The organism is Streptomyces botrytidirepellens (genome assembly GCF_003721215.1).
Classification (GTDB): domain Bacteria; phylum Actinomycetota; class Actinomycetes; order Streptomycetales; family Streptomycetaceae; genus Streptomyces; species Streptomyces himastatinicus.
Map to the genome: position 1 here is coordinate 1 of NZ_RIBZ01000289.1, position 22,870 is coordinate 22,870.

Annotated in this window: 22 protein-coding genes and 1 pseudogene; 10 read left to right on the plus strand and 13 right to left on the minus strand. The window is 71.9% G+C overall.

Going from position 1 to position 22,870, the window contains the following annotated elements; genetic code table 11:
* A partial coding sequence (tap, locus tag EEJ42_RS24020; RefSeq protein ID WP_246097318.1) for a telomere-associated protein Tap occupies positions 1-1,746 on the plus strand: 1,746 nt, incomplete at its 5' end.
* Between the two features lie 17 nt (positions 1,747-1,763).
* Entirely contained in the window at positions 1,764-2,321 is a 558-nt protein-coding gene (gene tpg, locus EEJ42_RS24025) for a telomere-protecting terminal protein Tpg (RefSeq protein WP_123102755.1), read from the plus strand.
* On the opposite strand, the pseudogene EEJ42_RS24030 reads toward tpg, so the two are convergent.
* Positions 2,300-2,913 (minus strand): annotated as a pseudogene (locus EEJ42_RS24030) (helix-turn-helix domain-containing protein). The gene tpg and the pseudogene EEJ42_RS24030 overlap by 22 nt on opposite strands.
* 124 nt (positions 2,914-3,037) lie before the next feature.
* Here EEJ42_RS24030 and EEJ42_RS24035 point away from each other — a divergent pair.
* Entirely contained in the window at positions 3,038-3,538 is a 501-nt protein-coding gene (locus EEJ42_RS24035; RefSeq protein ID WP_184503241.1) for a DinB family protein, read from the plus strand.
* A 6-nt stretch (positions 3,539-3,544) separates the two neighbouring features.
* On the opposite strand, the gene EEJ42_RS24040 is transcribed toward EEJ42_RS24035, so the two are convergent.
* The 3 genes from EEJ42_RS24040 to EEJ42_RS24055 form a co-directional block, all read right to left on the minus strand.
* The gene (locus EEJ42_RS24040; RefSeq protein WP_246097319.1) at positions 3,545-4,552 is read right to left on the minus strand and encodes a DMT family transporter; all 1,008 of its coding nucleotides are present in this window, start codon (positions 4,550-4,552) and stop codon (positions 3,545-3,547) included.
* Positions 4,549-5,163 carry a TetR/AcrR family transcriptional regulator gene (locus tag EEJ42_RS24045; protein ID WP_123102759.1) on the minus strand — a complete coding sequence of 205 codons (615 nt, stop codon included), beginning with the start codon at positions 5,161-5,163 and terminating at the stop codon, positions 4,549-4,551. Before EEJ42_RS24045 ends, EEJ42_RS24040 begins: the two co-directional genes overlap by 4 nt.
* A 265-nt stretch (positions 5,164-5,428) precedes the next feature.
* A complete protein-coding gene (locus EEJ42_RS24055; protein WP_123102761.1) occupies positions 5,429-5,836 on the minus strand; it encodes a RidA family protein in 408 nt (135 codons plus the stop codon).
* Positions 5,837-5,950: 114 nt separating this feature from the next.
* Here EEJ42_RS24055 and EEJ42_RS24060 point away from each other — a divergent pair, with 114 nt between their 5' ends.
* From EEJ42_RS24060 to EEJ42_RS24070, 3 genes are all read left to right on the plus strand, one after another.
* Positions 5,951-6,346 carry a winged helix-turn-helix transcriptional regulator gene (locus EEJ42_RS24060; protein WP_123102763.1) on the plus strand — a complete coding sequence of 132 codons (396 nt, stop codon included), beginning with the start codon at positions 5,951-5,953 and terminating at the stop codon, positions 6,344-6,346.
* A gap of 123 nt (positions 6,347-6,469) precedes the next feature.
* Positions 6,470-7,429, plus strand: coding sequence for an SDR family NAD(P)-dependent oxidoreductase (locus EEJ42_RS24065; protein ID WP_123102765.1), 960 nt, complete (start codon positions 6,470-6,472; stop codon positions 7,427-7,429).
* A gap of 95 nt (positions 7,430-7,524) precedes the next feature.
* Complete coding sequence (locus EEJ42_RS24070) at positions 7,525-8,514, plus strand: alpha/beta fold hydrolase (protein WP_123102767.1); 990 nt, start codon at positions 7,525-7,527, stop codon at positions 8,512-8,514.
* Here EEJ42_RS24070 and EEJ42_RS24075 read toward each other — a convergent pair.
* The 3 genes from EEJ42_RS24075 to EEJ42_RS24085 are packed head-to-tail and all read right to left on the minus strand — an operon-like array spanning position 8,511 to position 11,184.
* Positions 8,511-9,314, minus strand: a complete 804-nt coding sequence (locus tag EEJ42_RS24075) for an inositol monophosphatase family protein (protein WP_342778320.1) — start codon at positions 9,312-9,314, stop codon at positions 8,511-8,513. The two genes, EEJ42_RS24070 and EEJ42_RS24075, sit on opposite strands and share 4 nt — an antisense overlap.
* Before the next feature lie 41 nt (positions 9,315-9,355).
* A complete protein-coding gene (locus tag EEJ42_RS24080; protein ID WP_123102771.1) occupies positions 9,356-10,132 on the minus strand; it encodes an SDR family NAD(P)-dependent oxidoreductase in 777 nt (258 codons plus the stop codon).
* Positions 10,133-10,179: 47 nt separating this feature from the next.
* Positions 10,180-11,184 (minus strand): enoyl-CoA hydratase/isomerase family protein, encoded by a 1,005-nt coding sequence (locus EEJ42_RS24085; protein ID WP_123102773.1) that lies wholly within the window; start codon positions 11,182-11,184, stop codon positions 10,180-10,182.
* Positions 11,185-11,442: 258 nt separating this feature from the next.
* On the opposite strand from EEJ42_RS24085, the gene EEJ42_RS24090 reads away from it, so the two are divergent.
* Positions 11,443-12,300 (plus strand): sugar phosphate isomerase/epimerase family protein, encoded by an 858-nt coding sequence (locus EEJ42_RS24090; protein ID WP_123102775.1) that lies wholly within the window; start codon positions 11,443-11,445, stop codon positions 12,298-12,300.
* 41 nt (positions 12,301-12,341) lie between these two features.
* Here EEJ42_RS24090 and EEJ42_RS24095 read toward each other — a convergent pair whose 3' ends face one another.
* The 4 genes from EEJ42_RS24095 to EEJ42_RS24110 are packed head-to-tail and all read right to left on the minus strand — an operon-like array spanning position 12,342 to position 16,366.
* Positions 12,342-13,361 carry a Gfo/Idh/MocA family protein gene (locus tag EEJ42_RS24095; RefSeq protein WP_123102777.1) on the minus strand — a complete coding sequence of 340 codons (1,020 nt, stop codon included), beginning with the start codon at positions 13,359-13,361 and terminating at the stop codon, positions 12,342-12,344.
* A complete protein-coding gene (locus tag EEJ42_RS24100) occupies positions 13,358-14,377 on the minus strand; it encodes a Gfo/Idh/MocA family protein (RefSeq protein WP_184503242.1) in 1,020 nt (339 codons plus the stop codon). Before EEJ42_RS24100 ends, EEJ42_RS24095 begins: the two co-directional genes overlap by 4 nt.
* Before the next feature lie 32 nt (positions 14,378-14,409).
* Positions 14,410-15,171 carry an SDR family oxidoreductase gene (locus tag EEJ42_RS24105; protein ID WP_123102781.1) on the minus strand — a complete coding sequence of 254 codons (762 nt, stop codon included), beginning with the start codon at positions 15,169-15,171 and terminating at the stop codon, positions 14,410-14,412.
* 16 nt (positions 15,172-15,187) lie between these two features.
* The gene (locus EEJ42_RS24110; RefSeq protein WP_123102783.1) at positions 15,188-16,366 is read right to left on the minus strand and encodes a phytanoyl-CoA dioxygenase family protein; all 1,179 of its coding nucleotides are present in this window, start codon (positions 16,364-16,366) and stop codon (positions 15,188-15,190) included.
* Positions 16,367-16,477: 111 nt separating this feature from the next.
* On the opposite strand from EEJ42_RS24110, the gene EEJ42_RS24115 reads away from it, so the two are divergent.
* Positions 16,478-17,494: a LacI family DNA-binding transcriptional regulator gene (locus tag EEJ42_RS24115; RefSeq protein WP_123102785.1), complete on the plus strand. Its 1,017-nt coding sequence runs from the start codon at positions 16,478-16,480 to the stop codon at positions 17,492-17,494.
* A gap of 77 nt (positions 17,495-17,571) precedes the next feature.
* Here EEJ42_RS24115 and katG read toward each other — a convergent pair whose 3' ends face one another.
* Positions 17,572-19,794: a catalase/peroxidase HPI gene (gene katG, locus EEJ42_RS24120; RefSeq protein WP_123102787.1), complete on the minus strand. Its 2,223-nt coding sequence runs from the start codon at positions 19,792-19,794 to the stop codon at positions 17,572-17,574.
* Between the two features lie 247 nt (positions 19,795-20,041).
* On the opposite strand from katG, the gene EEJ42_RS24125 reads away from it, so the two are divergent.
* Entirely contained in the window at positions 20,042-20,452 is a 411-nt protein-coding gene (locus EEJ42_RS24125) for a Fur family transcriptional regulator (protein ID WP_123102789.1), read from the plus strand.
* An 87-nt stretch (positions 20,453-20,539) separates the two neighbouring features.
* Positions 20,540-20,974 (plus strand): HIT family protein, encoded by a 435-nt coding sequence (locus EEJ42_RS24130; protein ID WP_246097321.1) that lies wholly within the window; start codon positions 20,540-20,542, stop codon positions 20,972-20,974.
* Positions 20,975-21,280: 306 nt separating this feature from the next.
* On the opposite strand, the gene EEJ42_RS24140 is transcribed toward EEJ42_RS24130, so the two are convergent.
* Positions 21,281-22,867, minus strand: a complete 1,587-nt coding sequence (locus EEJ42_RS24140; protein WP_123102793.1) for an ABC transporter substrate-binding protein — start codon at positions 22,865-22,867, stop codon at positions 21,281-21,283.
* Positions 22,868-22,870 lie beyond the last annotated feature (3 nt).

The window sequence follows — 22,870 nt, forward strand, 5'->3', positions numbered from 1 at the left end:
CCCGCCGCGGCATCCGCGGCACCCCGGCGGCCCGCGCGGCAAGCCGCGGCGCGCAGGACCCCCGCCACCCCGCCCGCCACCGAACCACACTTCGCAGGCGGCCCCCTGGCCGTCGTGGACGGCGACGGATCCGCGTACGGCATCGGCGGCCTGGTCCTGGACTGCCCGCTGAAGGACATTCCGACCCTCGTCACCTGGGCCCTGACCGAGGGCCACTTGGGCGCTCCCCGGCTGCACCGCAACGGCAAGGACGCCGACCCCCTGCTCGTCCTCACCGCGTCCGCCGCCGAACGCCTCGGGCTGCCCGCCGAACTGACCGACCGCCGAAACCTGCGACTGCCCGAGGACCACAAGGTCGTCAAGCAGATCACCAGGGCCAAGTGGCAGCTCACCCGCCGCGGTTTCGGCCCCTGGGCCTCGGTCTACCGCCCGGTGCAGGGCGGCCGCCGCCACTGCGTGCAGTTCGCGGTCCTCCCGTGGGGCGCGCTCGACGCCCGCGCCTGGGGGAGCGCCGACCGGTTCGCCCCGGCCGAACTGGCGAGCGTACTCGGCGACTACGCCACCCGCGTCATCACCCCGCGCGGCACCACCGCCGTCACCGGGCTGGAGCTGATGACCGCCCTGCGCCCGCCCACCCGCGCCGTGAAGGACGAGGCGACCGGCACCTGGGGCTCCGGCCCGCAGCCCGGTTCGCTCAGCGCGCCGGTCGACCCGGCGCCACCGGAGGCACCGGACGAGCACCCCGTCGTCGCCCAGCTGTACCCGCGCGGCCACCGGCGCACCCCGGCCGAGATGCTGGACGAGGAGGCGTACGACTGGATTCGCGACCCCGAGCTGCTCACCGACGCCGAATGCGCGCACACCCACGCCGTGGGAATCGACGTCAACATGGCCTTCGCCGCCGCCGCCAACCGCCTCACCGTCGGACTCGGCGCGCCCGAACACCGCACGGCGCCCGCCTTCGACAAGGCGCTGCCCGGCAGCTGGCTGGTCGACCTCTCCCACATCGACCTCGACCCGCGCCTCCCGAACCCCTTCACCCCGCACGGCAACCGCCCCGAGGGCCCCGCCTGGTACGCCACGCCGACCGTCGCGTACGCCGTCGAACTCGGCTACGACGTACGGCCCGTCGAGGCGTGGCTCCGCCCCGAGACCGGCCCCTACCTGGATGCCTGGTACACACGGCTGCGCGACGCCTACATGGCCACCATGGAGCGGCTCGGCGTGGTGGCCGGCATGAGCCCGCCGGACTTCCTCGCCGCCATGGAGCGGCACAAGCAGGTCGATCCCGGGCAGGCCGCCGTCCTGTCCGCCATCAAGGCCACCGTCAAGGGCGGCATCGGCAAGCTCCGCGAGCGGCCCCAGGGCGCCCGCTACCGCCCCGGCGAACGCTGGCCCGCCCTGGAGCGCCCCACCTGGCGCCCCGACATCCGCGCCGCCGTCATCTCCACCGCGCGGGTGAACATGCACCGCAAGATGCGCAAGCTCGCGGACACCGGGCTCTTCCCCGTAGCCGTCCTCTCGGACTGCGTCGTCTATCTCTCCGACGGCCCGAGCCCGCTCGACTTCCTGCCGCACACCCCCGACGGCAAGCCGCTGCCCGGCGGTTTCCGGCTCGGTGTCTCGCCCGGCATGGTCAAGCACGAGGGCACCCAGGAGTTCCTGTGGGCGGCGCAGCTCCTCGACGCGGGCCACAACCCCGCCCGCCACATCAAGGGCACCGACGCCGCGCTCGACGGTGAGTAGGGGAGGGGACGAGCACCATGGGCATCATGGGCGACAGCCTCGACAAGGCGACGGAGGCCACCTTCACCCGCCCCATCCCGAAGACCGCCCCCGCGCAGATGCGTTTCCTGGTGAAGCAGGAGAAGGGCTCCACCAAGGCGGTCGCGCGACGGCTCGGCGTATCGCAGCGCACCGTCGAGCGCTATCTCACCGGCCAGTTCAAGCGCCCCCGCAAGGACCTCGCCGCACGTCTCGCCGACGAGGTGCGCAAGGACTGGCAGCCCCGGGTGCGCGCCCGGGCCAGGAAGCAGGCCGCCACCGCGACCGGCATCGTCATCGAGACCCGGGCCCGCTTCGGCTTCACCGCCGCCCCCGGCTCCACCGACGACGGCCGCATCCGTCTGATCACCCAGCACCTGCCCCCCGCCTACGCGGCCCGCCTCTTCGAGGCGCAGTCCACCGGCGCCACCGAACAGCAGCTCCGGGACATCGCCGCCGAAGGCTTCCAGGAGATCTACTTCAAGGACAGCGGCCGCCGCGCGGACGGCCTGCTGGTGGAGTTCACCGACATCGACTACGTCGAAATGGACTTCTGACCGCCCGCGACGCGCCGGTGCCGGCCGGGGATGTGCGCACGCACCCCTTGCAGGCCGAACAGGATCAGAAGCTCGACCACGCCGCCGTCGGCGCTGCCCAGCCAGTGGGGCAGGGACGTGTCGAACTCGGCTGCCTCACCGGGCGGCAGTGTCAGGTCGCGCTCGCCGATCACGAGCCGCAGGCGTCCGCCCAGCACGTAGAGCCATTCGAAGCCTTCGTGGGTCTGTGGGGTCGGTTCGAGTGGTCCCGGCGGCGCGGGGTGATCATCTTGAACGCGTGCACCCCTCCCGGTCGCCGGGACAGGGGCACGAACGTCATCCCGAACCGCCTGATCGGCTTGAGGTGCATCCGGCGGTCGCCCGTGCGCGGGGCACCGACGAGGTCGTCCAACGGAACGTCATAGGTACGGGCCAGCGGCAGCAGCAGTTCCAGGGTCGGCCGGCGCTGCCCGCTCTCCAGCCGGGACAGCGTGCTCTCCGACACGCCGGTCGTCGCAGCGAGGCCGGCGAGGGTGATGCCGCGGTCACGACGCAGCGCACGAAGCCGCGGCCCCACCGCGTCGAGCACGTCGTCGTCCGTCTTGCGATCCATCAGGCCATCTTGCCGTAACCGCAAGATTCCGTGCCAGATCGTGAGGTGCTCACCGACCATGTCCTCCTCATGCGCCGCACCACACGGTGGCAGGCGCCGCCCCCGACGAAGGAAGGCGACCACTGTGCCCAGCGACACGCGCCCCAACCGCCACGGCGACACTCCGCCGCCCCGGACCGGAAGCAGCGAGATCGAGGTTCTGCGCGGATTCCTCGACTACCTCCGGACCTCGATCGCCGCGAAGGCCGACGGCGCCCCCGAGCCGCAGGTACGAACAGCCGCGGTGCCGTCGGGCACGAACCTGCTCGGCCTGCTCAACCATCTGACCTTCGTCGAGTGCTCGATGTTCCTCGGGGACGACGTCACCGACTGGCAGGCGACGTTCCAAGCGGCACCGACGGACAGCGTGGCCGATGTCGTCGCCCGCTACCGCGATGCGGTCGAGCGCGCGAACGAGGTTCTCGACGGGTGCGCCGATCTGGGCGCACCGGTTCCCCGACCGCGGCCGGGCCGCCCCGCTCCCAGCCTCCGCTGGGCACTCACCCACATGATCGAGGAGACCGGCCGACACGCGGGCCACGCGGACATCCTCCGCGAACTCATCGACAGCACGACCGGCCGCTGAATTCGCCTACTTCTCCCGAATCATGATCGGAGCCGCGCTCTCTCCCCGGGGCCCGGTGTCCGGTCCCGGGAGGGGCAGCCGGTCCTTCGAAGCGGGGCGGGCAGGCGTGGTGAGGACGGCGAGGCAGCCGACGACCAGGGCGATGCCGAGCCACCCCGGCAGGGGCAGACGTTCACCGACCACCAGGACCGCCAGGACCGCCGCGACGGCGGGTTCCAGCAGGGAGAGCGTGGTCGCGGTGCTCGCCGGAACGTGCGCCAGACCCCAGCCGAACAGGACGTAGCCGATGAACATGGGCACCAGGGCCATGTAGGCGCCGACGGCCGCGTTGGACCAGGAGCTGAGCAGCGGGGCGCCGGTGGCCAGCAGTACGGGCACCAGCAGCAGACCGCCCAGCCCGAAGACGGCGCCCATGGCCGCGCCGGAGGTGACACCACGGCTGATCAGGCGGTGGGCCGCCCAGGAGTACAGGGCATAGGTGAATCCGGCCACCAGTCCCAGCCCCACCCCGAGCACGGTCGACCCGACGGAACGGGCCCCGGGGCCGGTGGCTGCCGTGGCGGCTTCGGCCGCGCACAGCAGCACCGTCCCGGACAGCCCCAGCGTGGCGCCCACCGTCCAGCGGCGCGTCAGACGGCGTCCGTCCGCAACCCGTTCGATCACGGCCGAGGCGAGCGGAGCCGAGCCGATCGACACCACGGTCCCGGCGGCGACCCCGGCCAGGTGCATGGAACTGTAGAACGCCAGCGGGTAGGCCCCCACCGCCAGGGCGCCGAGCAGCACCACACCGCGCTGTGTGCGCAGTCCAGGCGCCTCCCGGGCGATGTGGGGGGCGGCCAGGAGGGCCTGGAGCAGGCCGCCCAGGCCCATGGCGACGGCCCCGATCGCGAGGGGCCCCACTGCCGGGGCGAAGGTCGCGGCGGTGCCCGTGGTGCCCCACAGCACCGACGCCACGAGCACGCACAGCGACCCCACGCCCACCGAGCCGGCCGGATGTCCGGCCGCCCGCGTCACAGCCGGTCCAGCAGGTCGGCCGCCATGGTCCGCGCATGCTCCACACGCGTACCCGCGCCCTCAAGACCGGCGCGCGCCATCGCGCCCTCCAGCAGGAACGCCAGATGCTCCGCCAGCGCGCGGGCCTCCCCGGGCCGCCCGGGCAGCAGTTCCTCGAGGTGTGCGGCGAGCAGGGACTCGACTTCTTCCTTGTGCCGACGCACCACGGCCCGCCCCTCGTCCCCGGCGGGCAGTTCGGCGGCCGCGTTCAGCAGACCGCATCCCCGGAAGCCGTTCTCATAGGCGAAAGCCGCGTGATCGGTGTACGCGTCGAAAACGGCCAGCACACCGCCGCGGCCGTCGCCGTCCCGGACGCCCTCCAGCCGTCGCCGGTACAGCTCCATCCACTCCTCGTGCCGCGCGTCGAGGTAGGCGACCACCAGATCGGCCTTGGAGGCGAAGTTGTTGTACAGGCTCATCTTCGCCACGCCCGCCTCGGCGGTGATCGTGTCGATACCCGTGGCGGATACGCCGTCCGCGTAGAAGCGGCGTGAAGCGGCGGCGAGCAGCCGCTCACGCGCGGCTCCCCGCCGCTTACCGGGTTGCTTCGCCGCGGCGTCGGTTGCGCCCATCGCGGGTCCCCTCTCCGCTACTAGGTAGGTCAGTCTACCCAGATCTTCCGTATCCGCACGCTGCTGGAGGCGCCCGCGATGGCGGATGTCGGCCAGGTCCTGGACGGCGCGCCGCTGCCGCAGTTCAGCGGCTCGCCGAGGAGATCGCCGCGGCGGCGCGGGAGGGGGCCTGGTCGCGTTGCAGAAGCCGGCGGACCAGGGCGAGCTGACCCAGTCCGGCGAGGAGCGCACCACGACACACACCACCCGTGCTCCGCGCCGGTGCTCAGTCGAGGACCGCGGTGGCTTCGATCTCGACGAGATGCTCGGGTACGTCCAGTGCCGCCACGCCGACCATCGTGGCCGGCGGGGTCGGGGTGACCCCTAGCTTCGCGGCGGCCCGGGAGATGCCCTCCAGGAGCGCGGGCATCTTGTCGGGCGTCCAGTCGACGACGTAGACGGTCAGTTTCGCCACGTCGTCGAAGGAACCGCCCGCACCGGCGAGGGCGGTGCCGACGTTGAGGTAGCACCGCTCGACCTGCGCGGCGAGGTCGCCCTCGCCGATCGTGACTCCCTCGGCATCCCAGGCGACCTGACCGGCGATGAAGACCAGCTTCGAGCCGGATGCGATCGACACCTGCCGGTAGACATCGATGGTGGGCAACCCGCTGGGGTTCACCAGGGTGATGGCCATGCTGTCAGCCTCCGTGTGGACTCGTGACCTCTCGGTCTCTTATGGTTACCCGGGAACCGTAGGAGAGTGGCCCCTGACATGGAAGAACGCACTTTTCAGTGACTGAGGAACCTCATGGTGACCAAGCAGTTCAAGGACGGTTCGGTCGATGAAGCGGACCTGCGGCGCGCCGATTCCCTGGCGCGGGAGATCTTCTCGGACGTCGCCAACAAGTGGGCGCTCCTGATCATCGAAATGCTGGGGGAGCGCACCCTGCGCTTCAGCGAGCTGCGGAACGTGGTCGAGGGCGTCAGCCACAAGATGCTCACCCAGAACCTGCGCATGCTGGAGCGCAACGGCCTGGTCGACCGGAAGGTGCACCCCACGGTGCCGCCGCGGGTCGAGTACACCCTCACCGAACCGGGCCGGGCGCTGCGCGCAACGGTCGATGCGATGTGCGACTGGACCCACCGGTACCTCGGCCACATCGAGACCGCCCGACAGCGCTCCCGCGCTGTCGGGGATCCGTAGCCGATCCGTAGCCGATGTGTCGGTGGCGGCTGGGATCTTCGTCGGCAGGGCGCTCACCCCGAGCGTCCGCCCGAGGGGGCTGAAGGCCCTCCCGGGCCTTCTGCCGCAAGGGAGCTTGCCGCCATGCCGTCCGTGTCCTCCACCCCGCCCTGGGATGTCCACCGGCTGCCGCGCGCCGACGACCGTGTCGTCCTGGTCACCGGCGGCAACGCGGGCATCGGGTACTTCATCGCGGAGCAGTTGTCCGCGACCGGGGCCACCGTCGTGCTGGGCAGCCGCAGCCCGGGGAAGGCCGAGGCCGCCATGGCCGCGATCCGCGAGCGGGTCCCGGACGCACGGGTGCGCGCCCTGCGGCTGGACCTCGCCGACCTCTCGTCGCTCGAAACCGCGGTGGGCGCACTGGAGTCGGCGCACCTCGACGCGGTGGTGCACAACGCCGGGGTCGCCCTCGACGATCCGCCGCGCCGCGAGACCGTGGACGGTCACGAGCTGATGTTCGGCACCAACCATCTCGGACACTTCGCGCTCACCACGTGGCTGATGCCCCTGCTGTCCGCCGCACCGGCGGGCCGCGTCGTGACCATGGGCAGCTTCGCGGCGAAGACCGAACGGCTGGACCTGGACGACCCGCAGTCCCGGCGGGACTACCGTCCCAAGCGCACCTACGGACGGTCCAAGCTGGCGCAGATGTCCTTCGGCCTCGAACTCGACCGCCGCCTGCGCGCCACCGGCAGCACGGTCGCGAGCGTGGTGGTCCACCCCGGCGGCGCCCTGGACTCCCTCACGCCCTCCCGGCCACCGGTGCACGTACGGACCCTCGGCACCCGGTTGGGCGGGGCGCCCGCCGGGGTCCTCCTCCAGGGCAAGGACGCCGGGGCGTGGCCCGCGGTGCGGGCGGTGCTCGATCCCGATGTGCACGGCGGGCAGCTGTGGGGACCGCGCGCCTTCGGCCTGCGCGGCAGACCCCGGCGCGAACCGGTGTGGGCCCACCTCGCCGACACCGCCGCCGCGGCGCGGCTGTGGGACGTGAGCCGTACCCTGACCGGCGTCGACCCGGCGTCCTCCTCGGAGACCACCAGCTGACGGCGTGGCAGGCCGCTCCCCTCGGGCGGCCACCAACGCGTGCATATAGCATCGTTACTCAGCAGTAGAGTGCCGCAACCGGAAGAGGAACCACAGTGCACAGCCCGGTCAAGCATGACGTCGTCGAGGTGAACGGAGTGCGGTTGCACATCGCCGAGCAGGGGCAGGGGCCGCTGGTCCTGCTGCTGCACGGCTTTCCGGAGAGCTGGTACTCCTGGCGCCACCAGTTCGGCCCGCTGGCCGAGGCCGGATACCGCGTCGTCGCCCCCGACCAGCGCGGCTACGCGCGCAGCGAGCAGCCCGAGGACACCGCCTCGTACACCCTGCTCCACCTGGCCGGTGATGTGATCGGGCTGATCCGCGCCCTCGGCGAGGAGCGGGCGGTGGTCGTCGGACACGACTGGGGCGCGCCGGTCGCCTGGATCACGGCGATGCTGCGCCCCGATGTCGTACGCGCCGTGGCCGGGCTGAGCGTCCCGCCGGCGCTGCCCGCCGGAATGGCCCCGCCCTCGGCCACCCGGAGGTACTACGGCGAGGGCTTCTACCAGAACTACTTCCAGCAACCGGGCGTCGCCGACGCCGAGTTGGGGCAGGACATCGCGTCGTCCCTCCGCCGGATCCTGTTCAGCGGCTCCGGGGACAACCCGAAGAACGAGCGGCCCCGGCCCTGGGTCATCCCCGAGGGCCGGGCCCTGCTGGACACCGTGCCCGAGCCGGAGCAGCTGCCCGGCTGGCTGACCGAAGCGGACATCGACATCTTCGCCCGCGACTACGCCGAACACGGCCCCCGGGCCTTCACCGGCCCCCTCAACTGGTACCGCAACATCGAGCGCAACCAGGAACTCCTCGCCCCCTTCCGGGGCCGCGGCATCGACGTGCCCGCGCTGTACGTGGTGGGCGACCGCGACCTGGTCACCTCGTTCCGCGGCATGGACACCCTGCGCGCCTCACTGCGCCGGATCGCCCCCCGGCTGCACGACGAGGTGACCCTGCACGGCTGCGGCCACTGGACCCAGCAGGAGCGCCCCGACGAAGTCAACGCCGCCCTGCGGGACTTCCTCGCCCACCTGGACGGCGACGCCTAGCCACCGCCGTGGCCCGCCCGGGCGGCGCGCCAGATGTCGTACGTCTCCTCCGCCGCCCCGGGCGCCGCGACCAGCAGCCCGCCCGACGGCACGCCCGCGGTCGGACCGGTGTCGTCGTACGCGAGCGCGCCCGCCTCCCGGCAGATCAGCAGGGCGGGCAGTCCGTCCACCGCCTGGAACCTGCCGATCGCCCCCGCGACGGCCCGGCCCGCCGCCACCTGGGCCAGCGACAGCGCCGTCGAGCCCATGATCCGCACGGTGCACAGGCGGGCGGACAGCTCCGCGAGGACGCGGTCCATGCCGTGCCACGGGGCATGGGCCGCCCACTCCGTCATCACCACCTGCCCCCGCACCCCCCTGGCATCGGTGGCCCGGATCGGCTCCCCGTCCAGGCGGGCGCCCTCACCCCGCACCGCGGTGAAGACCTCGCCCCGCCATGGGTCGGCCACCAGGCCGAGCAGCGGCCCGGACGCGTCGGACAGGCCGAGGGAAAACGAGCTCCAGCCCACCCCGTGCGCGTAGTTCGTCGTGCCGTCGACCGGATCCACCACCCAGCTCGGCGCCCCCGCCGGGCCCTCGCGCACCCCGTACTCCTCGCCCTCCACCCGGTGGCCGGGGAAGGCGCGCAGCAGCACGGAGCGGACCTGGCGCTCGATCAGCTCATCGGTGTCGGTGACCATGTCGGCCGCGTTCGCCTTGTACCGCACGTCGCCGGTACGGGGGCGGCGCATGGCCTCCGCCGCCCACTGCGCCAGCTCACCGGCCACCGCCACGGCCCGGCGCAGCTCGGCCTCGTCCATCGTGGACACGTGTCCTCCTTCTGGTGATGAGCGGCGGCCCCTCACATCCGCAGATGCGACGCCCCGTTGAGGTCCAGGACCGTCCCCGACGCCCAGGTGGCCTCCGCCGACGCCAGATACACCACCGCGGCCGCCACCTCCTGCGGCGTGCCGACCCGGCCGAACGGACTCTGCTCCCGCAGCGCGTCCCCCGACTCCCCGGTCAGCCGCCCCGCCACCCGCTCGGTGGCGGTGAACCCGGGCGCCACCGAGGTCACCGCGATCCCGTGCGGGGCCAGCGCGACCGCCAGCGACTGGCCGAGCGCGTGCAGCGCCGCCTTGCTCGCCCCGTAGGCCGGGTGGTCCGGCTCGCCGCGGAACGCCCCGCGCGAGCCGATGTGCACGATCCGGCCGGGCGCACCACGGTCGATGAGGTGCCGCGCCACGCAGTAGCTCACGTTCGCCGACCCGAGCAGATTCACGTCGACCATCTGCCGCCAGACCTGCTGCCACTCCGCGTACGACACGTCGGCCACCCGGTGCGCGTTGTCCTCCGAGGTGGCCACGGCAGCGTTGTTGACCAGCACATCGACCCCGCCCAGCGCCTCCTCGGCGGTGTCGGCGATCCGCTGCGCCGCGACCGGGTCACCGAGGTCGCCACCGATGACCACATGCCCCTCGCCCGGCAGCTCGGCCCGGGTCTCCTCGGCGTCCGCCGCCCGCGCCGCGTAGTGCACGGCCACCCGGTCGCCGCGCTCCGCGAACGCCCGCGCGACCGCCCGGCCGATGCCCCGGGACGCCCCGGTGACCAGCACGCCCCTGCTCGGAGGACCCGGCACGGCACACCACTCCCTCTGCGGTGGTAGGTACACAGCGGGGCACCACGTTAGCCGCCGAGCAGTTCGGCGATCCGCTCGTGGGGAACCGCCTCCGCCGAGCCGTACGACCAGCGCGCGTCCCCGGTCTTGTCGACCAGCTTCGCGCGGACACCCTCGGCGAAGTCCGGCTCACGGACCAGCCGGGACGCCACCGCCAGGTCCCGCCGGAGGCACGCGGCGAGAGTGTCCCGCTCGCCCAGGCGCAGCAGCTCGTCGGTCAGCCGGAGGCTCAGCGGCGACGCGGCAGCGGGGGAGCCGAGCGTCGTCTTGGCCCATGCCGAACCGTCCGCCCGCAGGCGGTCGGCCACCTCGGACAGGGGGCCGGGCGCGAACGCGGCGGCGATGCGGTCGCCGGTGTCGTCCAGGTCGGACGGTGGCGCGGTACGGGCGTACTTGGCGAGTACATCGGCCGCTTCGGCCGTGTCCAGCGCGGCGGTGAACTCGAGTAGATCGGCGGAGGACACGAAGTGGGTCGCCAGTCCCGCCGTGACCGCGTCGGCGCCGCTGAGGCGCGCGCCGGTCAGCCCGAGGTAGCGGCCGAGCGCGCCGCCGAGCCGGGGCAGGAAGAAGCAGGCGCCGACATCGGGATAGAAACCGATGAGGGTTTCCGGCATCGCGAACACCGACCGCTCGGTGGCCACGCGTACCGCACCGTGCACGGAGATGCCGAGGCCGCCGCCCATGGCGACCCCGTCGATCAGCGCCAGATACGGCTTGGGGTACTCGGCGATCTCCTGGTTCAGGGCGTACTCCTCGCGGAAGAAGCGCGTGGTGGCGGCGACGTCGCCCCGCAGCGCCGCCTCACGGATCGCCCGGATGTCCCCTCCCGCGCAGAACGCCCTCGGGGTGCCGCTGCGGACGACGACCGTGCGGACACCGGGGTCGTCGCGCCACCGGTCCAGCGCCGCGCGCATGGCCAGCACGGTGTCGGTGTCGAGTGCGTTGAGCGCGGACGCGCGGTTGAGCACCAGATGTGCCACCCCGTCGCGCACCGAGGTTTCGACGGTTGCCATGAGTGCCTTTCAGGATCGGCGGGGAAGGTCCCTGGCTCCCCGGGCGGAGATCATCCACGGTAGACGCGGCGGTCACCGCTCACGACGTCGGCCCTGCCCGCCGGGGCCCGCGCGGGTCGAGGGAAAAAGATGGTGGCGATGATGGGTTAATGATGGTTTCCGCCTCTTCAGCAATCCACTCGGGCGCGCCTAGCGTGTGCGTCCAGGTGAACGGCCCGGCCGCAGGCCGCTCGCGCCTGAAGAGAGGGGAACGCCATCATGACCGCCGAGGATCTGCTCGCCACCTGCTGGACCACCGCGGGGGACGCCGCGCCCGGGTGGGACGACGAGCGCAGCCCGCTGACCCTGCGCGAGCGGGCGGAGGCGGCGGGCGCCGCCGGGTTCACGGGCTTCGGGCTGCTGTACGCGGACCTGGTGGAGGCCGAGCGTACGTACGGACTCGCCGGGATCCGGTCGCTCCTTGCGGACAACGGACTCGTCCACCTGGAGCTGGAGCTCCTGGTCGACTGGTGGGCCGACGGCCACCGGCGCGCGGCCTCGGACGCGGTGCGCCGCGACCTCCTGCGGACCGCCGAGGCGCTCGGCGCCCACCACCTCAAGATCGGGCCCGATGTCGAGGACCGGCCGTGGGACCCCGACGCCTGGGCCGAGGAGTTCGCCGCCCTGGCCGCGCAGGCGGATGGCGTGGGCGCCCGGCTCGGCATCGAGTTCCTCCCCTGGTCCAACCTCAAGACGGTGCACGACGGACTCCGGCTGGTCGAGGCCGCCGGTCACCCGGCGGGCGGCCTCATCATCGACGCCTGGCACACCGAGCGCGCCCACACCCCACCGGCCGACCTGGCGGGCGTACCGCGGTCGCGCATCGTGGGCGTGGAGCTGAACGACGCGGACCGTCAGGTCGTCGGCACGCTCTTCGAGGACACCGTCCGGCGTCGCCGCCTGTGCGGCGAGGGCTCCTTCGCCCTGCCGGACATCATCACCGCGCTCCGCGCCACCGGCTGGTCCGGCCCGTGGGGAGTGGAGATCCTCTCCGACGCACACCGGGCGCTTCCGGTACGGGAAGCCACCGACGCGGCGTACCGCACGGCCCTGGAGGTGCTCCACCCGGCGCGGTGACGAGGAGGGAGCCGAGGACCCGGCCCCCTCCTCACCGCCTCTCACACCGCTGTGGGCACCACCGTCCGCGGCCGGACCGGGAAACCGGCCGCCCGGTAGCAGTCGTCGATGAGACGCATGGTGGTCAGCGCGTCCTCGGCGTCGAGGGGCAGCGGCGCTCCCCGGCGCAGATGGGCGGCGAAGGCTTCGAGCTGGTACGTGTACGAGGACCGGCGGCCGAGTTCCTCCACCCGTTCACCGGCGGCCGTACGCACCACGACCCGGTCGTCCAGATGCGGCTGGACGAAGTTCACCGCCGTCGCCTCGCCGCGTGTCCCCACGACCCGGCAGCTCATCCGCCATTCGTCGTACGCCATGTGGCAGCGGGCCGTACCGGTCGCGCCACCGGGGAACTCCAGGTCGGCATCGAGCCATTCGTCCACTCCCGGTGCCCCCGCCCGCTCCGCGCCGCGCGCGGCCACCAGGCGGGGCGCGCCACCGGCCCAGGGGGCGAGCACCCGCTGCGCGTGCAGGCTGTAGCACCCCAGGTCCATGAGCGCGCCACCCGCGAGCGGGAGCGACCAGCGCACATCGGTGTCCGGCGGCGCGGGCATGGCCACCACGGTCTCCACGTGCCGGAGTTCACCCAGCTCCCCGCCGTCCAGCAGGTCGTGCAGCCGCCGGGTGACGGGATGGAACGGATAGTGGAAGCCCTCCATGAAGACGGTGCCCTCCGTGAGCGCCGCCCGATGGACCTCGGCCGCCTCCTCGGCGTTGCTCGCGGACGGCTTCTCGGTGAGCACGTGTTTGCCCGCCGCCAGGGCGGCCAGGTTCCACGGCCCGTGCAGCCCGTTGGCCAGCGGGTTGTAGACCACCTCGATCTCCGGGTCGGTGACGAGGGCGGCGTACGACGCGGCCACCCGCTCGACGCCGTGTGCGGCGGCGAACGCCTCCGCCCGGCCGCGGTCGCGGGCGGCCACCGCGACGAGACGGTGGCCACCCGCACGGGCCGGACCGACGATCGACAACTCGGCGATCCGGGCCGCGCCCAGCACACCGATCCGCAGGGGCTCGTCCGTCATGCCGTCCGCATCCCTTCGTGGCGCACCTCTTCGAGCCGTACGGGCCGGTGCTCGTGCAGCGACAGGGCGCAGGCCTCGGCGATCCGGCTCGCCTCGATGGCATCCGCCACCGTGCAGGGCGAGGTCCGGGTGCCCGCCACCACCTCGGTGAAGGCGGTGAGTTCGGCGCGGTAGGCGTCGGCGAAGCGGTCCATGAAGAAATCGTGCGGCGGCCCGGCCAAGAAGGTGACACCCGGTTCGACCGAACGCAGGGGCAGCCTGTCCTCCAGGCCGACCGCGATGCTGTCCGTCATGCCGTGCAACTCCAGACGTACGTCGTAACCCCGGGCGTTGTGCCGGGAGTTGGAGACGACGGCGATCGTGCCGTCGTCGAGGGTGAGCAGCGCGGACGCCGTGTCGACGTCGCCCGCCTCACGGATGTACTCCGCGCCCCGGTTGCCGCCGGTCGCGTACACCTCGGCCACCTCGCGGCCCGTCACCCAGCGCACGATGTCGAAGTCGTGCACGGCGCAGTCACGGAAGATGCCGCCCGAGACCGCGACGTACGCGGCCGGGGGAGGGGCGGGGTCCAGCGTGGTGGACCGCACGGTGTGCAGCGGCCCCAGCTCACCGCTCACCACGGCCCGGCGCGCGGCCATACAGCCGGCGTCGAAGCGCCGGTTGAATCCGATGTGCACGTGCGCGCCGCTGTCCTCGACCGCGCGCAGCACCGCGACGCCCTCCCCGATCCCGCGGGCCACGGGCTTCTCGCAGAACGCGGGCACACCCGCCTCGACCGCCGCGAGGATCAGTTCCGGGTGGACATCGGTCGCGGCGGCGATCACGACGCCGTCCACGCCCGCGGCGAACACCGCCTCGGGGGAGTCCACCGCGGTGGCGCCCCACCGTTCCGTGGCCAGGGCGGTGGCGGCGGCCACCGGGTCGGTGACCACCAGGGAGTCCACCGTGTCGAGTCCGGACAGGGTCCGTGCGTGGAACGCGCCGATCCGGCCCAGCCCCAGGATGCCCATACGCATTGACCTTCGTGCTCCTTCAGCCCCGGGGCGGTTCAGCCGAATCCGCCGATGATGTTCTGGTCCCAGTCGATGACCGAGCCGGTGACCACACCGCTGCGCTCGGAGAGCAGGAAGACCACGAAGTCCGCGATCTCGTCGACCTGCCCCAGCTTTCCCATCGGCTGCGCCGCGGCGGCCTTCTCCCGCCAGTCGTCGCCCGCACCGTGAAAGGCGCGCTGCGTCGCGTCCTCGCCCTCGGTGTCCGTCCAGCCGATGTTGAGGCCGTTGATGCGGATGCGGTCCCAGCGGTGGGCGTAGGCCGCGTTGCGGGTCAGACCCGCCAGCCCCGCCTTCGCCGCCGAGTACGGCGCCAGATGGGGCGGGCCGCCGTGCGCGCAGTTGGAGAGGATGTTGACGATGGTCCCCGGCGCCTTGCGGGCCGTCATGTCGGCCACCGCCGCCTGCATCGCGAAGAACGGCGCGCGCAGGTTGATCGCCATGTGCGCCTCGAACAGCTCCGGCGTGGTGTCCAGCAGCGAGCCGCGCGAGGTCAGCCCGGCCGCGTTGACCAGGCAGTCGACGCGGCCGTGGATGTCCACGGCCCGTACGACGCTCTCGCGCGCCTGCTCCGGATCGGCCAGGTCCGCGCGGACGAAGCGGGCGCCGGTGTCCGCGGCGAGCGGTTCGGCGACCTCGGCCCGGCGCCCGGTGAAGACGACGGCCGCGCCCTCGCGCACGGCCGCGCGCACGATCCCCGCGCCCACGCCCTGGCTGCCGCCGTTGACCAGGACGATCTTGTCCTCGAGCAGTCCCATGAGGTGGTGCGCCCCTTCAGCTCTGGCGGCGCTCGGCGCCCGCGTGCAGTTCCTGGCGCAGCCGCTCCGGGTCCCAGCCCTCGGCCACGGCCTGCCGGAGGGTGTCCGCCTGGGAGGGCGGGGCGAGCCCGCCGACCGGCGGGTCGAGGTCCAGATTTGTGGGGAAGGGGTAGCCCTCCGCCGTGGCGGCGACCACCCGGTGCAGCCACTCCTCGGAGACGCCCTCGGCCTTGCGGCGCAGCAGCACCGGGAAGAGCGCGTTCGCCATCGCCTGGCGGTCCACGCTCTCCATCGCGCGGCCGAACGCGGAGGAGATCTGGAGCAGATTGGCCATGCGCTTGATGTCGGCCGAGCGGTTGTGCCCGGCGGCGTGGAACAGCGCGGGGTTGAAGAACACCGCGTCGCCCTTCTCCAGCGGCAGCTGGACGTGGTGTGCTTCGAAGTACGCGATGAACTCCGGCAGCCGCCAGGCCAGATAGCCGGGCTCGTACTTCTGCGAATGCGGCAGGAACAGCGTCGGCCCCGACTCGACCGGCATGTCGCAGTGCGCCACCGCGCCCTGGAGGGTCAGGACGGGCGACAGCCGGTGGACGTGCGCCGGGTACGCGGCCGCCCGCTCCTGGGCGAGGAAGCCCAGGTGGTAGTCGCGGTGCACACTCTGCGCGGCGCCACCCGGGTTGACCACGTTGACCTGCGAGGTGACCTGGTACGCCGGGCCCAGCCACGCCTCGGAGACCAGCTCCAGCAGGTCGTTGGCGTAGTAGTCCGCGAACGCCTCCGGCGCGCGCACGGCCATCTTGTCCAGCGCGTTCCACACCCGGTCGTTGGCGCCCGGCTTGGCGAAGTGGTCACCGCGTGCGCCGCCTTGTGCCCGCTCCTCCTCGATCAGCGCGTTGAACGCGGCGGACGCGCGGTCCACGACGGCGGGGTCCGGATACGCGCGCCGCAGCACCACCACGCCGGGCCCGTCCAGCAGGGCCCGCACCAGCTCCTCCTGCACCGCCCGGCGCCCCTCCCGGGTGGCCGCGAGGCCGCGGAGCCGGTCGCCGTCGTACAGCGGGACACCGTGCTCGATCCGCTCGGCCGAGGGGTGGTCCTGCGGGTCGGTGCCCTGCTCGACCAGGACACGGAACGCGTCGAGAGCGCAGTCGTCCTCGGTCAGCCACGTCCGTGGTGCCGTGTCGGTGGGGGACATCCCGGGTCCTTTCGCCGTGCCTGCGTTTCTGCCAGTCTTATGAACCCGCTTCCATCAAGCAATCCGCAGCAACCCATCAAAAACCCATCATCGACCGTCGGGAAACGAGCCATGCGGCACCCCTATACGATCAAGGAGATCGCCCGGCAGGCCGGGCTGAGCGAGGCCACCGTCGACCGGGTCCTCAACCACCGGGGTGGCGTACGGGAGAGCACCGTCATGGAGGTCCACCAGGCCGTCAAGGACCTGGACCGCCAGCGGACCCAGGTCCGCATCGGGGGCCGCACCTTCATGATCGACATCGTGATGCAGGCGCCGGACCGGTTCTCCACCGCCGTGCGCGACGCACTCGAGGCCGAACTGCCGTCCCTCCACCCCGCCGTGGTGCGCTCGCGCTTCCACTTCCGGGAGACCGGCCCCGCCTCGGAACTGATCGCGGCCATGGACAAGATCGCCAAGCGGGGTTCACAGGGCGTGATCCTCAAGGCCCCGGACGTGCCGGAGGTCGGGGCCGCCGTCGGTCGCCTGGTCGAGGCGGGCATCCCCGTCGTCACCCTGGTGACCGACCTGCCCAGCAGCGCGCGCATGGGGTACGTCGGCATCGACAACCGCGCCGCCGGGGCCACCGCCGCCTACCTGGTCGGGCAGTGGCTCGGCGGCCGTCCCGGCCATGTGCTCGTCACCATCAGCCGGGGCTCCTTCCGCGGCGAGGAGGAACGCGAGATGGGCTTCCGCGGCGCGATGCGGAACGCCCACCCCGGGCGGTCCCTGGTGGAGGTCACCGACAGCGACGGCCTCGACGCCACCCAGCGCGACCTGGTCCTCGCGGCGCTGGAGCGCAACCACGACATCGTCGGCGTCTACTCCATCGGCGGCGGCAACGCCGCGACCCTCGACGCCTTCGACACCCTCGGACGGGAGTGCGCGGTGTTCATCGCCCACGACCTGGACCACGACAACACCCGGCTGCTGCGCGAGCGCCGTCTCTCCGCGGTGCTCCACCACGACCTGCGCCAGGACATGCGCCGCGCCTGCCAGACCATCATGCGCGCCCACAAGGCGCTGCCCGACGACGGGCCCGCCCTGCCCTCGGCGATCCAGGTGGTCACCCCGTACAACATGCCGTGAACGTGCCGTGAGCCTGCGTCAAGAAACGTCCAGGCCGACCCGTGCGGGCCGGCCTGGACGCTGTTGAGCGGGGTTGATCAGACGAGGTCGAACCGGTCGAGGTTCATGACCTTGGTCCACGCCTCGACGAAGTCCTTCACGAACTTCTCCTTCGCGTCATCGCTCGCGTAGACCTCCGCGAGCGCGCGCAGCTCGGAGTTCGACCCGAAGACGAGGTCGGCACGGGTGCCCGTCCACTTGACCTCGCCCGTGGCGGCGTCGCGGCCCTCGAACGTGTCCTGGGCCTCGGACGTCGACTTCCACTGCGTGCCCAGGTCGAGCAGGTTGACGAAGAAGTCGTTGGTCAGGGTGCCCGGGGCGTCGGTGAGGACGCCGTGCGAGGACTGGGCGTGGTTGGCGCCCAGGACGCGCAGGCCACCGACGAGGACCGTCAGCTCGGGGGCGCTCAGGGTCAGCAGGTTCGCCCGGTCGATCAGCAGGTACTCGGCCGGGAGCCGGTTGCCCTTGCCGAGGTAGTTGCGGAACCCGTCAGCGGTCGGCTCCAGAGCGGCGAACGAGTCGACGTCGGTGTGCTCCTCGGTCGCGTCGACACGGCCCGGGGTGAAGGGCACCTCGATGTCGTGGCCCGCGTCCTTGGCCGCCTTCTCCACGGCAGCGGAACCGCCGAGCACGATCAGGTCGGCCAGGGACACCTTCTTGGCACCGGAGTTGAACTCCTGCTGGATGCTCTCCAGGGTGCGCAGCACCGTCGCCAGCTCGTCGGGGTTGTTGACCTCCCACCCGCGCTGCGGCTCGAGGCGGATGCGCGCACCGTTGGCGCCGCCGCGCTTGTCGCTGCCGCGGAAGGTCGAGGCCGACGCCCACGCGGTGCCGACCAGCTGCGACACGGTCAGGCCCGAGTCGAGGAGCTTGGCCTTGAGGGCCGCGATGTCCTCGGCGCCGATGGTCTCGCCCTCGGCCTCCGGCAGCGGGTCCTGCCACAGCAGGGTCTCCTCCGGGACCTCCGGGCCGAGGAAGAGCGACTTCGGACCCATGTCGCGGTGGGTCAGCTTGTACCAGGCGCGGGCGAAGGCGTCCGCGAACTCCTCGGGGTTCTCGTAGAACCGGCGGGAGATGGGCCCGTAGATCGGGTCGAAGCGCAGCGACAGGTCGGTGGTGAGCATCTGCGGACGGTGCTTCTTCGACGGGTCGTGCGCGTCCGGGACGATCTCCGGGGCGTCCTTGGCCACCCACTGGTTGGCGCCGGCCGGGCTCTGGGTCAGCTCGTACTCGTACTCGAAGAGGTTCTTGAAGAACCCGTTGCTCCACTGGGTCGGGGTCGTGGTCCAGGTGACCTCCAGACCGGAGGTGATGGCGTCCGCGCCCTTGCCGGTGCCGTAGGTGTTCCTCCAGCCCAGGCCCTGCTCCTCCATGGTGGCGGCCTCGGGGTCGGCGCCGACGTGGTCCGCCGGGCCCGCGCCATGGGTCTTGCCGAAGGTGTGACCGCCCGCGATCAGGGCGACCGTCTCCTCGTCGTTCATCGCCATCCGGCGGAAGGTCTCACGGATGTCGCGGGCCGCGGCGAGCGGGTCCGGGTTGCCGTTCGGGCCCTCCGGGTTGACGTAGATGAGGCCCATCTGCACCGCGCCGAGGGGGTTCTCCAGCTCACGGTCGCCGCTGTAGCGCTCGTCGCCGAGCCAGGTGGTCTCGGGGCCCCAGTACACGTCGTCCTCGGGCTCCCAGACGTCCGCACGGCCGCCGCCGAAGCCGAAGGTCTCGAAGCCCATCGTCTCCAGGGCGACATTGCCGGTCAGGATCATGAGGTCGGCCCACGAAAGGCTCTGGCCGTACTTCTTCTTCACCGGCCACAGCAGACGGCGGGCCTTGTCCAGGTTCCCGTTGTCCGGCCAGCTGTTGAGGGGCGCGAAGCGCTGCTGGCCGGTGCCGCCACCGCCGCGGCCGTCGCTGATCCGGTAGGTGCCCGCGCTGTGCCAGGCCATCCGGATCATGAACGGGCCGTAGTGGCCGAAGTCGGCCGGCCACCAGTCCTGCGAGGTGGTCAGCACCTCCGCGATGTCCTGCTTCACGGCCGCGAGGTCGAGGCTGTTGAACGCCTCGGCATAGTCGAAGTCCTCGCCGAGGGGGTCGGCCACGGCAGGGTTCTTGGCCAGGATCTTCAGATTGAGCCTCTCCGGCCACCACTGGCGGTTTCCGCCGCCCTGAGTCGGATGCGGGGCACGCCCGTGCGCGACCGGGCAGCCACCTCCGCCCTCGCCCTCCGTCTTCGCGTCTACGACGATTGCTTCATGGTTCTCAGACATGGGAATCCTTCCGGACCAGGCGGATCAGGTGCCCAGGAACTGCGGGCGGTGGAACAGTCGGGGCCGGGCCCCACGTCTCCGTCTCCTGCCGAATTGGAGTCTTCCTGTCCCTTGGCTATCGCCGGAACCGATCCTACGATGGACAGAATCTAAGTCAATAAGCACGCCAAACCCAGATCCCATCAGAGTCCCGGACCCCCATGGGTAAAATCCGGGCATCCCACCGAACGTGAATAGGTGAGCCTGTATGAGTGACCTGCTGCGGCGACTGCGAGGGCGTGGCTGGAGGATGACCTCCCAGCGGCGTGTCGTGGCGGAGGTCCTCGACGGGGACCATGTGCACCTCACCGCCGACGAGGTGCACGCCCGCGCGGCGGAGCGGCTGCCCGAGATCTCCCGGGCGACCGTCTACAACACCCTGGGCGAGCTGGTCTCCCTCCGCGAGGTCACGGAGGTCTCCACCGACGGCCGCGCCAAGCGCTACGACCCCAACGCACACCACCCCCACCAGCACCTGGTGTGCTCCAGCTGCGGCACCATCCGCGACGTCCACCCCACCGGCGACCCCTTGGCCGCCCTCCCCACGGAGGAGCGCTTCGGCTTCACGGTCTCCGAGGCCGAGGTCACCTACCGCGGCCTGTGCCCGTCCTGCGCCTAGCCCAGGTTGGGAGGCCGAGCGGGTGGAGTGGGAAGCGATGGACCTCGACGCGTACACGGCCCGGGCCCGGAACGGCCCGTGTTTTGTGTGCGCGTATCTGGCCGGGACCCGGACTACCGGCATGAGCTGGTCTACGAGGACGAGGCTCACGTGGCGTTTCTGGACAGGTGGCCCACGGTGCCGGGCAAGGTGCTGGTGGCACCGAAGGCGCACATCGAGCATGTGGTCCGGGACCTGGACGAGGCCGCGTTCGGCAGGCTGATGGGCGTGGTGCACAGGGTGGCGCTGGCGGTGGAAGCGGTCTTCACGCCGGAGCGGACGTATCTGCTCTCGCTGGGAAGCCAGCAGGGCAACGCCCACCTGCACTGGCACATCGCAGGGCTGCCGCCCGGCGTTCCCTACGAGCGTCAGCAGTTCCACGCCCTGATGACCGAGAACGGCGTGCTGTCCCCGACCCCGGAAGAGTACGCGGACACGGCGGCGCGTCTGCGCGAGGCGATCGCCGGTGGCGGGATCGCCTAAGGGGCGTCCGACGGGTCTCGTGTGACGGGGCCGCGATGGTTCGCTGCCACAGCCCGAGATCGTGGAGGCCAACGGCGGTCGTGTCTATGGACTGTCCAGCGGGTCATGAGGAGAAGCGTCAGGGCTGCGTGACCTGGCCGTCGGTGAGCCTGCGTGGGCTTGGCATGCCGCGCGGTGGCACCAGCAGCGCCACCACCTCCACCGCGGACGTTGCCAGAAACGCGGCCCGCAGCCACCGGGAGCGGCCGACTCGACGACGGTGGCCGGTACCGCGTCGTGAATGCCACGCTGCACGGGGCCGCCTGGTCAGGAGGGGCAGGCGGCCGCGGGGCCGTTGCGGTAGGTGCGGTAGAGGGTGGACGAGGACTGGTTGCCGGGGCGGCTGGGGGGTGGGTGCTCGACGACGGGGACCGGTTTGCACACGGCCCATTGGTCGTTCTTGCCCGGGCCTTCGAAGCCGTACGTTCCTCCCGCGCCGATCAGACAGGAGTCGCAGGTGCCGCCGGAGATGCTCGGGTAGTTGAGGGTGTTGTAGACGTCGGCCTTCATGGGGATGCGCGGGGTCTTCGAGGCCTGGCGGCCGCCATCGTTGAACTCGGAGAAGGTGCGGTCCACGGCGTTGGCGAGGAGCGCGAAGGCGTCGTGGTACATCACGGCGTAGCCGTCGTCGAGCGGCTTGTCGCCGAGCTTGTGCTTCTTCAGCTGGTTGAACTGGTCGAGGAAGCGGCCGAGGGCCTTCTCGGGCTTGTTCTTCCCTTTCCACCAGGCGGGGTCGACGCAGGACGCGTCGACTATCGTCGCCCCGGCGTCGTCCAGCCGCTGGGTGAGCGCCTCGGTGGTGAGGGTGGGTTCCAGGCCGATGCCCACCTTGAGGATGCGCAGCTTCGTGGTGCGGCCGCAGTCGCCCTCCTGGGCCAGGCGCTCGATGAACGCGGGCAGGTCCTGGTCGCGGCCGGCGAAGAAGACGGTGTCGGACTGCTCGTTGCAGATCTTCCGCACGGGGTCGGTGAAGCGCTGGGGGATTCCCTGGTCGGTCCCGGAGGTGCCGGTGAAGTTCGTGTTGCGGCGGTCCAGGCCGTACTCCTCGCCGAAGTGTCTTTCGAAGACGCTGCGCAGGTTCTTCGAGTAGACGTCCCCGTCACGGTTGTCCCAGACCAGGAACCCCCGCTTCTTCCCCGGCCGCTCGGTCAGATAGTGCGCCAGGGCGCGGGCGAACTGGTCGTTGTTGGCCGAGGTCTTGAAGAAGTACGGGGCGTTCATGTTGGCCGCGGTGATGACCGGGCCGACCGTGGGGATCTTGTGCTCGCTGAGCGCGGCGATCGCGCTGCGCGTCTCCGGCGTACTGCTGGGAATGCCGGTCACGCCGACCAGTGGCGCGCGCTTGTCCGTGGCCAGTTCGGCGAGGCGGGCGACGACGGGTTCCCACTGGTCGAGGTTGCGGCCGTCGGGGGCGAGCAGCAACTGATAGTGCGGGCCGCCGAAGCGGTTGGCCTGCCGCTGCGCGGCAAGGGCACCGGCGAGTCCGCGGCGGATCATGTCCGTGGTCATGGCGCTGTGTTCGTCGGCGGTGAAGGGCATCATCAGCGCGATGCGCACGTACGGGATCTTGGGGCCGCTCGACGGGGACTCCGCGTTCTGCCGCACCCGGGCGTTCTCGTCGGCCACCGCCTGGATGAGGCTCTTGAGGCCCGGATCCGCCTCGAAGGCGTCGGCGGTGACCCCTACGCAGTCTCCGTCGAAGTCCCGCAGATCGTCACCGCACCTGCCCGGGCCCCGCGCCATGCTGACGACGACGGCGATCGCGGCGGCGGCCAGTGCGCCGAGCCCGAAGACGGCCAGCCACTCGACCGGACCCCACTCGCGAGGATGACGACGGAACAGACGCAGCAGCATGCT

Bases quoted from the DNA above. Each gene is read 5' to 3' on its own strand.
- EEJ42_RS24140 (WP_123102793.1), bottom strand. From the start codon at position 22,867: ATGCTGCTGCGTCTGTTCCGTCGTCATCCTCGCGAGTGGGGTCCGGTC.
- EEJ42_RS24090 (WP_123102775.1), top strand. From the start codon at position 11,443: ATGACCGCCGAGGATCTGCTCGCCACCTGCTGGACCACCGCGGGGGAC.
- EEJ42_RS24065 (WP_123102765.1), top strand. From the start codon at position 6,470: ATGCCGTCCGTGTCCTCCACCCCGCCCTGGGATGTCCACCGGCTGCCG.
- EEJ42_RS24115 (WP_123102785.1), top strand. From the start codon at position 16,478: ATGCGGCACCCCTATACGATCAAGGAGATCGCCCGGCAGGCCGGGCTG.
- EEJ42_RS24100 (WP_184503242.1), bottom strand. From the start codon at position 14,377: ATGCGTATGGGCATCCTGGGGCTGGGCCGGATCGGCGCGTTCCACGCA.
- EEJ42_RS24045 (WP_123102759.1), bottom strand. From the start codon at position 5,163: ATGGGCGCAACCGACGCCGCGGCGAAGCAACCCGGTAAGCGGCGGGGA.
- EEJ42_RS24125 (WP_123102789.1), top strand. From the start codon at position 20,042: ATGAGTGACCTGCTGCGGCGACTGCGAGGGCGTGGCTGGAGGATGACC.
- EEJ42_RS24095 (WP_123102777.1), bottom strand. From the start codon at position 13,361: ATGACGGACGAGCCCCTGCGGATCGGTGTGCTGGGCGCGGCCCGGATC.
- EEJ42_RS24105 (WP_123102781.1), bottom strand. From the start codon at position 15,171: ATGGGACTGCTCGAGGACAAGATCGTCCTGGTCAACGGCGGCAGCCAG.
- katG (WP_123102787.1), bottom strand. From the start codon at position 19,794: ATGTCTGAGAACCATGAAGCAATCGTCGTAGACGCGAAGACGGAGGGC.
- tpg (WP_123102755.1), top strand. From the start codon at position 1,764: ATGGGCATCATGGGCGACAGCCTCGACAAGGCGACGGAGGCCACCTTC.
- EEJ42_RS24060 (WP_123102763.1), top strand. From the start codon at position 5,951: ATGGTGACCAAGCAGTTCAAGGACGGTTCGGTCGATGAAGCGGACCTG.
- EEJ42_RS24085 (WP_123102773.1), bottom strand. From the start codon at position 11,184: ATGGCAACCGTCGAAACCTCGGTGCGCGACGGGGTGGCACATCTGGTG.
- EEJ42_RS24075 (WP_342778320.1), bottom strand. From the start codon at position 9,314: ATGGACGAGGCCGAGCTGCGCCGGGCCGTGGCGGTGGCCGGTGAGCTG.
- EEJ42_RS24110 (WP_123102783.1), bottom strand. From the start codon at position 16,366: ATGTCCCCCACCGACACGGCACCACGGACGTGGCTGACCGAGGACGAC.
- EEJ42_RS24055 (WP_123102761.1), bottom strand. From the start codon at position 5,836: ATGGCCATCACCCTGGTGAACCCCAGCGGGTTGCCCACCATCGATGTC.